Annotated in this window: 10 protein-coding genes and 1 pseudogene; 1 reads left to right on the forward strand and 10 read right to left on the reverse strand. The window is 69.5% G+C overall.

Annotated elements, in window-relative coordinates; all coding sequences use genetic code 11:
- Window positions 1-7: 7 nt before the first annotated feature.
- The 10 genes and pseudogenes from pssA to ACO1BR_RS27980 form a co-directional block, all read right to left on the reverse strand.
- Window positions 8-868, reverse strand: a complete 861-nt coding sequence (gene pssA / locus ACO1BR_RS27935; RefSeq protein ID WP_189303834.1) for a CDP-diacylglycerol--serine O-phosphatidyltransferase — start codon at window positions 866-868, stop codon at window positions 8-10.
- Window positions 855-1502: a phosphatidylserine decarboxylase gene (locus ACO1BR_RS27940; RefSeq protein ID WP_159507316.1), complete on the reverse strand. Its 648-nt coding sequence runs from the start codon at window positions 1500-1502 to the stop codon at window positions 855-857. The genes pssA and ACO1BR_RS27940 overlap by 14 nt, the downstream gene beginning before the upstream one ends.
- Before the next feature lie 170 nt (window positions 1503-1672).
- The gene (locus ACO1BR_RS27945; protein WP_159507315.1) at window positions 1673-2878 is read right to left on the reverse strand and encodes an acyl-CoA dehydrogenase family protein; all 1206 of its coding nucleotides are present in this window, start codon (window positions 2876-2878) and stop codon (window positions 1673-1675) included.
- Between the two features lie 5 nt (window positions 2879-2883).
- Window positions 2884-3408: a MaoC family dehydratase gene (locus ACO1BR_RS27950; protein WP_426797883.1), complete on the reverse strand. Its 525-nt coding sequence runs from the start codon at window positions 3406-3408 to the stop codon at window positions 2884-2886.
- 5 nt (window positions 3409-3413) lie between these two features.
- Window positions 3414-4391: an HpcH/HpaI aldolase/citrate lyase family protein gene (locus tag ACO1BR_RS27955; protein ID WP_426797872.1), complete on the reverse strand. Its 978-nt coding sequence runs from the start codon at window positions 4389-4391 to the stop codon at window positions 3414-3416.
- Window positions 4388-6433: a protein meaA gene (locus tag ACO1BR_RS27960; RefSeq protein ID WP_426797873.1), complete on the reverse strand. Its 2046-nt coding sequence runs from the start codon at window positions 6431-6433 to the stop codon at window positions 4388-4390. Before ACO1BR_RS27960 ends, ACO1BR_RS27955 begins: the two co-directional genes overlap by 4 nt.
- 21 nt (window positions 6434-6454) lie before the next feature.
- Window positions 6455-7792 (reverse strand): crotonyl-CoA carboxylase/reductase, encoded by a 1338-nt coding sequence (gene ccrA / locus ACO1BR_RS27965; protein WP_426797874.1) that lies wholly within the window; start codon window positions 7790-7792, stop codon window positions 6455-6457.
- Between the two features lie 559 nt (window positions 7793-8351).
- Window positions 8352-8471: pseudogene (locus ACO1BR_RS27970) on the reverse strand (TetR family transcriptional regulator); the annotation flags it as partial.
- A gap of 29 nt (window positions 8472-8500) precedes the next feature.
- Window positions 8501-9301 carry a TetR family transcriptional regulator gene (locus tag ACO1BR_RS27975; RefSeq protein ID WP_426797875.1) on the reverse strand — a complete coding sequence of 267 codons (801 nt, stop codon included), beginning with the start codon at window positions 9299-9301 and terminating at the stop codon, window positions 8501-8503.
- 145 nt (window positions 9302-9446) lie between these two features.
- A complete protein-coding gene (locus ACO1BR_RS27980) occupies window positions 9447-11270 on the reverse strand; it encodes a 3-hydroxyacyl-CoA dehydrogenase family protein (protein WP_426797876.1) in 1824 nt (607 codons plus the stop codon).
- Window positions 11271-11707: 437 nt separating this feature from the next.
- On the opposite strand from ACO1BR_RS27980, the gene ACO1BR_RS27985 reads away from it, so the two are divergent.
- The gene (locus tag ACO1BR_RS27985) at window positions 11708-12400 is read left to right on the forward strand and encodes a HEAT repeat domain-containing protein (protein ID WP_426797877.1); all 693 of its coding nucleotides are present in this window, start codon (window positions 11708-11710) and stop codon (window positions 12398-12400) included.
- The last annotated feature ends 82 nt before the right edge of the window (window positions 12401-12482 follow it).

Below are 12482 nucleotides of genomic sequence, written 5' to 3' on the forward strand. Positions count from 1 at the left end.
CCGCCCGTCAGGGCTGGTGCGCGGCGCGCGACTCGGCGCGGGACTCGCGGCGGTTGTCGCGGAAGGTGTTGACCCTCCGGGCCGTCGCGAACAGCGGGATCATCGCGCCCATGACCACCTGGAGCGAGCAGCCGGTCTGGAGCAGCAGCTGACCGCCGGGCGCGTCCAGTGCCCAGGCGGCGAGCATGCCCATGCTGAGGACGATCCAGCTGAGCATCGCCACCGCGAGCCGGCCGCGCGGCTTGGGGTACTCGACCCGGCTCACCATCAGCCAGGCCACGCCGATGATCGCCAGCAGCGTCGGCAGGAACGGCAGCTCCAGCAGGACGATGGCGACGACGGTCAGGGCGCCGAACGGGCTCGGCATGCCCTGGAAGATGCCGTCGCGGATCGTGACGCAGGAGAAGCGGGCGAGCCGAAGGACCACCGCCAGCAGGACGACCACCGCCGCGACCACCGACACCCGCTGGTGTGCGTCCTGGGCGACCATGCCCCAGGTCACGACGAAGTACGCGGGCGCCAGGCCGAAGCTGATCAGGTCGGAGAGGTTGTCGAGCTCGGCCCCCATCGCCGAGGCCCGCAGCTTGCGCGCCACCAGTCCGTCGAACAGGTCGAAGACCGACGCGAGCAGCATCAGGATCACGGCCATCGCCGCGCTGTGCCGGGCCATCCCGCCGTCCTCGGTGCCCGTCAGGTGCGGGATGAGGACGCCGGTGGTGGTGAAGTACACGGCCATGAAGCCGCAGATGGCGTTGCCGAGGGTGAGGGTGTCCGCTATTGACAGCCGCGTGGACAGCGGCATGTCGTCCTCGTCCTCGTCGGTCTCGGGTGCCCAGCCCGCCTGTGTCTCAGGATCAATCACGGTCAAGTCGAGTCACCCCCGCGGTGGTGGCCTGGCCGACCTCGACCGCGGCCTCGACGCCCTCCGGGAGGTAGACGTCGACGCGCGAGCCGAAGCGGATCAGGCCGATGCGCTCGCCCTGCTCGACCTTGGTGCCCTGCGGCACGTAAGGAACGATGCGGCGGGCCACCGCCCCGGCGATCTGCACCATCTCGATGTCGCCGAGCTCGGTGTCGAAGTGCCAGACGACCCGCTCGTTGTTCTCGCTCTCCTTGTTGAACGCCGGAACGAATCCCCCGGGGACGTGTTCCACGGACGTCACCGTGCCGGCCAGCGGCGCGCGGTTGACGTGAACATTCAGCGGGCTCATGAAGATCGCGACGCGGGTGCGTCCGTCCTTCCACGGCATGATGCTCTGCACCACGCCGTCGGCCGGAGAAATGACGCGTCCCTGAGCGATCTCTCGCTCGGGGTCGCGGAAGAACCACAGCATGCCCGCCGCGAGTGCGGTGGTGGGCACGGCGACGGCAGCCCAGCGTCCCGAACGACGGGAACGGGCCAGGCTGACCGCTGCCGTTGCCACGGTCGGGAGGAGCCACGGCGACGCTCCGCGCGCGAGGCGGACGCGACCGCGTTGTGCAGAGGATTGGCTGTGGGGCATGGATGACCTTCGTAGCGGAGGATGCCGCGTTTGGATACGGGGGACGGCGGCTTTCCTGGGATGCTATCGGTTGCGAGCGGCAACTGGCCAAGAGCCAGAGCCAATCCGTGGCCGAAGACCGATGACAGGGTGTGATCTTTATCTAGACGAAAACGACCCAAACGGGACGTTCACCCCTGGATCCGGTACTCCTCAAGTAGCCGTCGCCCAATGATCATTTTCTGGATCTCGGCCGTGCCCTCGCCGATCAGGAGCATAGGGGCCTCCCGGTAGAGGCGCTCGATCTCGTACTCCTTGGAGAAGCCGTAGCCGCCGTGGATGCGGAACGCGTCCTCGACCACCTCCTTGCAGTACTCGGAGGCCAGGTACTTCGCCATGCCCGCTTCAAGGTCGTTTCGCTGGCCGGAGTCCTTTTTGCGCGCGGCATTAACCATCATGGCATGCGCCGCTTCCACCTTTGTCGCCATTTCAGCAAGTTTGAACTGAATGGCCTGGTGCTGGGCGATCGGCTTTCCGAAGGTGTGGCGCTGCTGTGCGTACGACACGCCGAGTTCGAAGGCGCGCTGGGCGACTCCGCAGCCGCGTGCGGCCACGTTGACCCGGCCGACCTCGACACCGTCCATCATGTGATAGAAGCCACGCCCGGTCTCGCCGCCCAGGACCCGGTCGGCCGGAACGCGCAGCCCGTCCATGATCAGCTCGGTGGTGTCGACGCCCTTGTAGCCCATCTTGTCGATCTTGCCGGGGATGGTCAGGCCGGGCCGCACCTCGCCGAAGCCCGCCTCCTTCTCCACCAGGAAGGTCGTCATCGACTTGTGCGGAGGCGTGCCCTCCGGGTGGCCCTCGTCCGTCCGGCACAGCACCGCGACCAGCGTCGACGAACCGCCGTTGGTGAGCCACATCTTCTGGCCGTTGAGGACGTACGCGTCGCCGTCCCGCACGCCCTTGGACGAAATGGCCGACACGTCGGAACCCAGCGCCGGCTCCGACATCGAGAAGGCGCCCCGGATGTCACCGGCCGCCATCTTCGGCAGGAAATAGTCCTTCTGCTCCTGCGTGCCGTGCTGCTTGAGCATGTACGCCACGATGAAGTGCGTGTTGATGATGCCGGACACGCTCATCCAGCCGCGGGCGATCTCCTCGACCGTCAGCGCATAGGTGAGCAGGGATTCGCCGAGGCCGCCGTACTCCTCGGGAATCATCAGGCCGAACACGCCGAGTTCCTTGAGGCCCTCGACGATCTGCGTGGGGTATTCGTCACGGTGCTCCAGCTCCGTGGCGACCGGGATGATCTCCTTGTCCACGAAATCGCGGACGGTGGAGAGGATTTCCCGCTGGATGTCGGTCAGACCCTCGGTCTGTGCGAGACGCGCCATCGAAGTCACTTCTCCTTCTTGGCCGCGGGGGCCTGCAGCTCGGGACGGCCGGGCTGCTCGCCGCCGCGCTCCTTGATGTACGTGGCGGTCGGCACCATCACCTTGCGGCGGAACACGCAGACCAGGGTGCCGTCGTGCTTGTAGCCCTTGGTCTCCACGTACACGATGCCGCGGTCGGACTTGGACTTCGACGGGGTCTTGTCGAGCACCGTCGTCTCGCCGTAGATCGTGTCGCCGTGGAAGGTCGGCGCGACATGCCGCAGCGATTCGATCTCCAGATTGGCGATGGCCTTTCCGGAGACATCGGGCACCGACATGCCCAGCAGCAGTGAGTAGATGTAGTTGCCGACGACCACGTTCTTTCCGAAGTCGGTGGTCTTCTCCGCGTAGTTGGTGTCCATGTGCAGCGGATGGTGGTTCATGGTCAGCAGACAGAAGAGGTGGTCGTCGTATTCGGTGACGGTTTTCCCCGGCCAGTGCTTGTACACATCGCCGACGGTGAACTCTTCGTAAGTACGGCCGAACTGCATCGCGGTCATGCCTCCGGGGCTTCGAACGTGGACGTACGCGTCATGCCGGCGGCCCGGCCCTTTCCGGCGATCACCAGCGCCATCTTCCGGCTGGCTTCGTCGATCATCTCGTCGCCGAGCATCGCCGAACCCTTCTTGCCGCCCGCCTCGGACGTGCACCACTCATAGGCGTCGAGGATCAACTCGGCGTGGTCGTAGTCCTCCTGGGACGGCGAGAAGACCTCGTTGGCGGCCTCCACCTGGCCCGGGTGCAGCACCCACTTGCCGTCGAAGCCGAGCGCGGCGGCGCGGCCGGCGACCTCACGGTAGCCGTCGACGTTCTTGATCTGCAGGTACGGGCCGTCGATGGCCTGGAGGTCGTGGGTGCGCGCCGCCATCAGGATGCGCATCAGGATGTAGTGGTACGCGTCCGCCGGGTAGCCCGGCGGCTGCTCGCCGACCACCAGGGACTTCATGTTGATCGACGCCATGAAGTCCGCCGGGCCGAAGATGATGGTCTCCAGGCGGGGTGAGGCGGCGGCGATCGCGTCGACGTTCACCAGGCCCTTGGCGTTCTCGATCTGCGCCTCGATGCCGATCCCGCCGACCTCGAAGCCCATCGCCTTCTCGATCTGCGTCAGCAGCAGGTCGAGCGCGACGATCTGATGGGCGTCCTGGACCTTGGGCAGCATGATGCAGTCGAGGTTCTGGCCGGCGCCCTCGACGACCGTGGTGACGTCCCGGTAAGTCCACTCGGTCGTCCAGTCGTTGACCCGCACCACCCGGGTCTTGCCCGTCCAGTCACCCTCGTTGAGGAACTTCACGATGGTGTGCCGGGCCTCCGGCTTGGCCAGCGGTGCGCAGGCGTCCTCCAGGTCCAGGAAGACCTGGTCGGCCGGCAGCCCCTGGGCCTTCTCCAGGAAGCGCGGGTTGCTGCCGGGGACCGCGAGGCACGAGCGGCGCGGGCGGAGGCGGCGCCCCTCCGGGGCGGTGGCGGGCGTCATGCGGTGACCTCCAGGGGGTCGAGTTGGTTCGCTGTGCGGATCTCGTCCACGATGCGGCCGATGATCTCCGTGATACCGAAGTCCTTGGGCGTGAAGACGGCGGCGACGCCCGCGTCGATCAGCTCGGCGGCGTCCGCCGGCGGGATGATGCCGCCGACGATCACCGGGATGGGGGCGTCTCCCGGGCCGTCAGGCCCAGGGGAAGCGTCGACACCGGCCCGCCGGAGCCGGGCCAGCACGTCCGGCACCAGCGCGGTATGCGAGCCGGAGAGGATCGACAGCCCCACACAGTGCACGTCCTCCGCGACGGCCGCCGCGACGATCTGCTCCGGGGTGAGCCGGATGCCCTGGTAGACCACCTCGAAGCCGGCGTCCCTGGCGCGTACGGCGATCTGCTCGGCGCCGTTGCTGTGCCCGTCCAGGCCGGGCTTGCCGACAAGGAGGCGCAACCGGCCGGTGCCGAGATCGGCCGCGGTCCGCGCGACCTTCTCCCGGACCACCGCGAGCGGGGAGCCCTCCTCGGCGGTGACGGCCACGGGCGCGCTGGAGACGCCCGTGGGCGCCCGGAACTCCCCGAAGACGTCCCGCAGCGCCCAGGCCCACTCGCCGGTCGTCACACCGGCGCGGGCACACTCCAAAGTGGCCGGGAAGAGGTTGGCGTCGCCCGCCGCGGTCTTCTTCAGGGTCGACAGCGCCTCCTGGGCGCGGACCTCGTCCCGGTTGTCCCGCCACTCGTGCAACGCCCGGACGACGCCCGCCTCGTTGGCCGGGTCGACGGTCATGATCGCGGTGTCGAGGTCGGCGGTGAGCGGGTTCGGCTCGGTCGACTCGTAGCAGTTGACGCCGATGATCTTCTCGTCGCCGGCCTCGATCCGGGCCCGCCGCTCGGCGTGCGCGGACACCAGCTGCGACTTGAGGTAGCCCGACTCGACGGCCGCCATCGCGCCGCCCATCTCCTGGATGCGGTCGATCTCGGCCAGGCAGTCCGCGACCAGCGCCTCCACCTTGGCCTCGACGACATGCGACCCGGCGAAGATGTCGTCGTACTCCAGCAGGTCGCTCTCGTGCGCCAGCACCTGCTGTATACGCAGCGACCACTGCTGGTCCCATGGCCGCGGCAGCCCCAACGCCTCGTTCCAGGCGGGGAGTTGGACGGCGCGGGCGCGGGCGTCCTTGGAGAGCGTGACGGCCAGCATCTCCAGCACGATCCGCTGGACGTTGTTCTCCGGCTGTGCCTCGGTCAGCCCGAGGGAGTTGACCTGGACGCCGTAGCGGAAGCGGCGCTGCTTGGGGTCCTCGATGCCGTAGCGCTCGCGGGTGATCTTGTCCCAGATGCGGCCGAAGGCGCGCATCTTGCACATCTCCTCGATGAAGCGGACGCCCGCGTTCACGAAGAAGGAGATACGGGCGACGACCTCGCCCCGGCGCTCCTCGGGGACCTGGCCGGACGCGAACACCGCGTCGAGCACCGCGATCGCGGTGGACATCGCGTAGGAGATCTCCTGGACCGGAGTGGCCCCCGCCTCCTGCAGGTGGTAGCTGCAGATGTTGATCGGGTTCCACTTCGGGATGTGGTTGACCGTGTACGTGATCATGTCGGTGGTCAGCCGGAGGCTCGGTCCCGGCGGGAAGACGTGCGTCCCGCGCGAGAGGTACTCCTTGACGATGTCGTTCTGCGTGGTGCCGGACAGCTTGGTGATGTCGGCACCCTGCTCCTCTGCGACCACCTGGTACAGGGCCAGCAGCCACATGGCGGTGGCGTTGATGGTCATCGAGGTGTTCATCTGCTCCAGCGGGATGTCCTGGAACAGCCGCCGCATGTTACCGAGATGGGACACCGGGACCCCGACCCGGCCGACCTCGCCGCGGGCCAGGACGTGGTCGGGGTCGTATCCGGTCTGCGTCGGGAGGTCGAACGCGACCGACAGGCCGGTCTGGCCCTTGGCGAGGTTGCGCCGGTACAGCTCGTTGGACGCCTCGGCGGTGGAGTGCCCGGCGTACGTCCGCATCAGCCACGGACGATCCTTCTGACGCTCAGTCATGTGCCCGTCTCTCAGAGGTTCTCAGACGTTCCTGAAGCGGTTGATGGCATCGATGTGCTTGGCGCGCATCTCCTCGTCGCGCACGCCCATGCCCTCCTCAGGTGCGAGGGCCAGTACCCCGACCTTTCCCTGGTGGAGGTTGCGGTGCACGTCGTACGCCGCCTGACCGGTCTCCTCAAGGGTGTACGTCTTCGACAGCGTCGGGTGGATCTTGCCCTTGGCGATCAGCCGGTTGGCCTCCCACGCCTCCCGGTAGTTGGCGAAGTGCGAGCCGACGATCCGCTTCAGCGACATCCACAGGTAGCGGTTGTCATACTCGTGCTGGTAGCCGGAGGTGGACGCGCAGGTCACGATCGTGCCGCCCTTGCGGGTGACGTACACCGAGGCGCCGAAGGTCTCCCGGCCCGGGTGCTCGAAGACGATGTCGACGTCCTCACCGCCGGTCAGCTCGCGGATCCGCTTCCCGAAGCGCTTCCACTCCCTGGGGTCCTGGTTGTGCTCGTCCTTCCAGAACTTGTAGCCCTCGGCGTTGCGGTCGATGATCGCCTCGGCGCCCATGGCGCGGCAGATCTCCGCCTTCTTGTCGCTGGAGACCACACAGATCGGGTTGGCGCCGCCGGCCAGCGCGAACTGCGTCGCGTACGAGCCGAGTCCGCCGCTCGCGCCCCAGATCAGGACGTTGTCGCCCTGCTTCATGGCCGCGCCGTTCTTGGAGACCAGCTGGCGGTAGGCGGTCGAGTTGACCAGGCCGGGCGCCGCCGCCTCCTCCCAGCTCAGGTGCCCGGGCTTGGGCATCAGCTGGTTGGACTTGACCAGCGCGATCTCGGCCAGGCCGCCGAAGTTGGTCTCGAAGCCCCAGATGCGCTGCTCAGGGTCGAGCATCGTGTCGTTGTGGCCGTCGGAGGACTCCAGCTCGACGGACAGGCAGTGCGCGACGACCTCGTCGCCGGGGTGCCAGGCGTTGACGCCGGGCCCGGTGCGCAGCACCACGCCCGCCAGGTCGGAGCCGATGACGTGGTACGGCAGGTCGTGGCGCTTGGTGAGCGGGGAGAGCCGCCCGTAGCGCTCCAGGAACCCGAACGTCGACAGCGGTTCGAAGATCGAGGTCCAGACCGAGTTGTAGTTCACCGAGGAGGCCATCACGGCCACCAGTGCCTCGCCCGGTCCGAGCTCGGGCACCGGCACGTTCTCGACGTGCAGGGACTTGCGGGGGTCCTTCTCGTGGGTGGGCAGGCCGGCGAACATCTCGGCCTCGTCCTTGTGCACGGTGACCGCGCGGTACGAGTCGGGCAGGGATAGGGCGGCGAAGTCTTCGCGCGTACTGTCCGGCGCGAGGATGGTGTCAAGAATCTGATTCACGGTATGCCTCCGGCGAAGCACGTCTACGGGAACGGCTTGAGGGAACGTCGGGGGTGGTGCTGGGTGGTGCCGTCGGTTCGGCCGGTGGTGCTCGGCATCGCGCGGGTGAGCGCGGATCAAGGTGCCTGTGACGCAGGCGTCCGGGCGCACAAGGTGCTTGTGGGGACAGCCGGCGCACCACTGTCTGGTCGATGCGCCGGCCGCCCGGACACTCTCAACGTATGACACCGCGTGCCACTCGACAAGACACTGAGTGCCAAGAATTTCTCTCAGATGTCATTTGGCTGGCACGCATGAGCAACAGACTCCCCGCTGGCGGGGTGCTTTGTCTCGTTATGACGTCATTGGCGTGCGGTGGGTGACCGGAGGTGTGATTAGGCCGTCCGTGTCACAGACCGGGCGGCGCCCGGGAAACACCCCGCCGGTGGGGGGTCCGGGAAGACGGAACCGGGCCCGCTCCGGGCGCGCCGTCCCCCTGCCACGGGGCGGGGAACAAAGCGCGACCGGAACGGGCCCGTAAGGCGGTCTCCGGGTCGCCCAGGGGCGTGTCCGGAGGTGGTTAACCGTGCGTCTTGAGTGCCTTGCGGATGGTGCGCATGACCTCGTCCAGCGGGGCGTCCGTGCGGGCCACCGCGACCAGCACCTCGCCCTGGCGCGAGACCGTCGCCGGGGGCGCCTCCCNTCGCCCAGGGGCGTGTCCGGAGGTGGTTAACCGTGCGTCTTGAGTGCCTTGCGGATGGTGCGCATGACCTCGTCCAGCGGGGCGTCCGTGCGGGCCACCGCGACCAGCACCTCGCCCTGGCGCGAGACCGTCGCCGGGGGCGCCTCCCCGGTGGCGCGGCCCGCGCCGATGCCGGTGCCGAAGGTCTCCCGGACGATCTCGAAGGCGTGGTCCAGCTGGGCCTCCACGTCGCCCTCCGCGCCGGCCCGCAGCCAGCGGCGCAGGACGTGGTTGTGCGCGGTGACCACCGCGGACGCGGCCACCTCGGCGAGCAGCGGATCGTCGTCGCCCTCGCGGTGCGCGCCCTCGTCGAAGTGGCCCAGGAGATACCGGGTGAACAGCCGCTCGTAGCGGGCCACCGAGGCGATCTCGGCCTCCCGGAGGGTGGGTACCTCGCGGGTGAGGCGGTAGCGGGCCACGGACACCGCGGGGGCGGACGCGTACATCCGCATGACCTCCTTGATGCCGCGGCACACCGTGTCGAGCGGGTTCTCGTGCGGCGGCGCGGCGTCCAGGACCGCCTCGGCGCGTACGAGGGTGTCGTCGTGGTCGGGGAAGATCGCCTCTTCCTTGGAGCGGAAGTGGCGGAAGAAGGTGCGCCGGGCGACGCCCGCGGCAGCCGCGATCTCGTCGACCGTCGTCGCCTCGTAGCCCTTCGTCGCGAACAGTTCCATTGCGGCGGCCGACAGTTCGCGGCGCATCTTGAGCCGCTGGGCGGCGGCGCGGCGGGTGCCGGGAGTGGAGGTCTCGGAGGCGTCGGACGACTGCGGGCGAGCGGGCTGGGACATGTGGGGACGGTACTGCATATTCACGCGGCCTGCGGCATGAGGTACCAGCTCCGGCCCTGTGACCTGGGGCGGGCCGCCGGGACCGCCGTCCGACGGCTCCAGCAGCCCGCCCCATCCGCCCCCGGCCCCGGGGCGCCGCCGCGCGTCAGCGCCGGGCGTACTCACGGAAGCCGCGGCCGGTCTTCCGGCCCAGGCAGCCCGCCGCGACGAGGTGCTCCAGCAGCGGCGCCGGAGCCAGCCCCGGGTCGCGGAACTCGGCGTGCAGCACCTTCTCGATGGCCAGCGAGACGTCCAGGCCGACCACGTCCAGCAGCTCGAACGGGCCCATCGGGTAGCCGCCGCCCAGCTTCATCGCGGCGTCGATCTCGTCCAGCGACGCGTAGTGCTCCTGGACCATCTTGATCGCGTTGTTCAGGTACGGGAACAGCAGCGCGTTGACGATGAAACCGGCCCGGTCACCGCAGTCCACCGGGTGCTTGCGGACCTTGGCGCAGACCTCGCGCACGGTGGCGTGCACCTCGTCGGAGGTCAGGACCGTACGGACCACCTCGACCAGCTTCATCGCGGGCGCCGGGTTGAAGAAGTGCATCCCGATGACGTCCTGAGGGCGCGAGGTGACGCGGGCGCAGGCGACGACCGGCAGTGAGGACGTGGTGGTGGCCAGAACGGCACCCGGCTTGCAGACCTTGTCCAGCGTCCGGAACAGCTGCTGCTTGACGGCCAGGTCCTCGGCCACCGCCTCCACTGCCAGATCGACGTCCGCGAACGCGTCCAGCGAACCGGCCGGGGTGATCGCCGCCAGGGCCGCGTCGCGCGCCTCGGCGGTCAGCCGGCCCTTGTCGACGGAGCGGCCCAGCGACTTGGCGATCCGCTCCTTGGCCCGCTCCGCCTTCTCCGGGCTGCGGGCCGCCAGCACGACCGAGTAGCCCGCCTTGGCGAACACCTCGGCGATCCCGCTGGCCATCGTCCCGGAGCCGGCGACACCGACGCTGCGGACCGTGCGGCCGGCCCGCTGCCCGCCGTTGCCGGCCGCGGGGCTCGCCGCGTCCGGCACCACCGTGGCGCTGCCCGGCGCCTCGTAGGTGTAGAAGCCGCGGCCCGCCTTGCGGCCGGTCAGCCCGGCCTCCGCCAGCTGGCCCAGGATCGGCGCCGGGGCGTGCAGCCGGTCGTGCGACTCGGCGTACATCGCCTCCAGGACCGTACGGGCGGTGTCCACCCCGATCAGGTCGAGCAGCGCCAGCGGGCCCATCGGCAGGCCGCAGCCGAGCTTCATCGCGGCGTCGATGTCCTCACGGGACGCGTACTTCGACTCGTACATCGCCGCGGCCTGGTTGAGGTAGCCGAAGAGCAGCCCGTCGGCGACGAAACCGGGCCGGTCGCCCACCGCGATCGGGTCCTTGCCCAGGTCGCGGGCGAGCTCGGTGACGGCGGCGACCGCGGTCGGGGCGGTGAGCACCGACGAGACCACCTCCACCAGCTTCATGGCCGGCGCCGGGTTGAAGAAGTGGACGCCGAGCACCCGCTCGGGGCGCTGGGAGTCGGCGGCGAGCCGGGTCACGGACAGCGCGTTGGTGCCCGTGGCGAGGATCGCCTCCGGACGGACGACGCCGTCCAGTGCGGCGAAGACCTGCCGCTTGAGTTCGTAGTCCTCCGGCACCACCTCGATGACGAGGTCGGCGTCCGCGGCGGCCTGAAGGTCGCCGAACGTACGGAAGCGGGCCAGTACGTCCTGCCGCTCCCGCTCGGTGATCCGCTCGCGGCGCACCGCCCGGGCGGTGGAGGCTTCGAGGGTGGCGCGGGCCTGCTGGATCGCGGTGTCATCGGTATCGATGCCGATGACCTCGCGGCCGGCCCGGGCGAGCACCTCGGCGATACCGGTGCCCATGGTGCCGAGACCGACCACGGCGACCGTGGCAAGGGACAGTGAGGAAGCGGGTGTTGAGAGGTCAGGGGTGGACTGAGGGCCCATCGCGAGACTCCTGAGGGTGTTCCCCTGAGGCAGGGGTGAAGTGACGACTGAGGGGCGTCCGCGGAGCGGACGAACGGGCCGCGCGGAGCGCGAGAAGCAGCGTGCAACGGCGGGCGGCGAGGGGCCGCGGGCCGCAGTGCTGCGGGCAGCGCCGGCGGTGCGGGAGGCGCGGCGGGCCCTGTCCCGGGGCCGTGCCGTATCTCCGTACGTGTCGTGCGGTGCGTGGCGATGAAACGTGCCTACGCGTCGTGCTGTGCGGTGCCGAACCGACTTCACTTTTCGGCGGCTGCGTCACCAGGCCGCCTGAGCAGGGGTGCTGCTCGTTCCGCCAGGTTAACCGGTGGGTAACCGAAGCGCCAGGGGTAGTGCGGGTCATTAGGCTGTGGTGCAGGCCACGTCGCGCGGATCCGGGCGGCCAGGCGGGAGGGGAGCGACAAATGGAAGAAGAATTCCACGAGTTGACGGACCGGGTGCGGGCCGAACTCCGCTCCCCACAGGACCTGGTCGCCTACGAGCGGCTGCTCGGGCTGGCCCGCAAGAACACCCCCGCGGGGCGCGAGGAACTGGCCCGCATGCTGGTCGCCGTGGAGCGCCCCCTGTGGGCCCGCGAGATCGCCGCCTTCATCCTCGGCTGCGCCGGCGACAAACGCGCCTTCGAAACCCTCGTCCTGCTCCTGAACTACCGCGAACCGGTCCGCTGCGCCACCGCCGCACACGCCCTCGGCAGGCTCGGCGACCCGCGCACCGCCCGCGCCGCCGCGGCCCTGGCCACCAACCCGCTGCGCACCGCCTACGCCCTGCATCCGGTACGCCTGCTCGTCGAACTCCGCGCCCCGCAGTCCGTCCCCGCGCTGATCGTCACCCTGGAGCGGCTGCTGACCCCGCACAACCCGTACTGGCGGGTGGCTCTGGCCTGCGTCGAGGGCCTGGGCGCCCTGGGCGACCGGCGCGCGGTCTCCGCACTCACCGCCGCCACCGCCCACCCCCGGCTCGCCGCGGCCGCCGCGGCCTCACTGGCGCGGCTCGGCGTCCACGAGGACGCGACGCGGGCCGCGGGCGGCGGCACACCGGGGGAGGGGGCGGCGGCCGACGCCGGACCGCGGGGCGGCCCTTCGGCGGACAGGTCCTAGGGGCAATACCAGTGATTTAGGGTTTTTTGCGGTGTTTGCTGGTGGGTTTGGTTGGTGGGACCAACCTGATGGTTGGGGTGGG

This window comes from Streptomyces sp. YGL11-2, from assembly GCF_050054615.1.
Lineage (GTDB): Bacteria > Actinomycetota > Actinomycetes > Streptomycetales > Streptomycetaceae > Streptomyces.

What these genes read in the sequence shown, in the direction of transcription:
- ACO1BR_RS27940 (WP_159507316.1), bottom strand. Translation starts at nt 1,502, where the DNA reads ATGCCCCACAGCCAATCCTCTGCACAACGCGGTCGCGTCCGCCTCGCG.
- ACO1BR_RS27945 (WP_159507315.1), bottom strand. Translation starts at nt 2,878, where the DNA reads ATGGCGCGTCTCGCACAGACCGAGGGTCTGACCGACATCCAGCGGGAA.
- ACO1BR_RS27950 (WP_426797883.1), bottom strand. Translation starts at nt 3,408, where the DNA reads ATGCAGTTCGGCCGTACTTACGAAGAGTTCACCGTCGGCGATGTGTAC.
- ACO1BR_RS27955 (WP_426797872.1), bottom strand. Translation starts at nt 4,391, where the DNA reads ATGACGCCCGCCACCGCCCCGGAGGGGCGCCGCCTCCGCCCGCGCCGC.
- ACO1BR_RS27960 (WP_426797873.1), bottom strand. Translation starts at nt 6,433, where the DNA reads ATGACTGAGCGTCAGAAGGATCGTCCGTGGCTGATGCGGACGTACGCC.
- ACO1BR_RS27975 (WP_426797875.1), bottom strand. Translation starts at nt 9,301, where the DNA reads ATGTCCCAGCCCGCTCGCCCGCAGTCGTCCGACGCCTCCGAGACCTCC.
- ACO1BR_RS27980 (WP_426797876.1), bottom strand. Translation starts at nt 11,270, where the DNA reads ATGGGCCCTCAGTCCACCCCTGACCTCTCAACACCCGCTTCCTCACTG.
- ACO1BR_RS27985 (WP_426797877.1), top strand. Translation starts at nt 11,708, where the DNA reads ATGGAAGAAGAATTCCACGAGTTGACGGACCGGGTGCGGGCCGAACTC.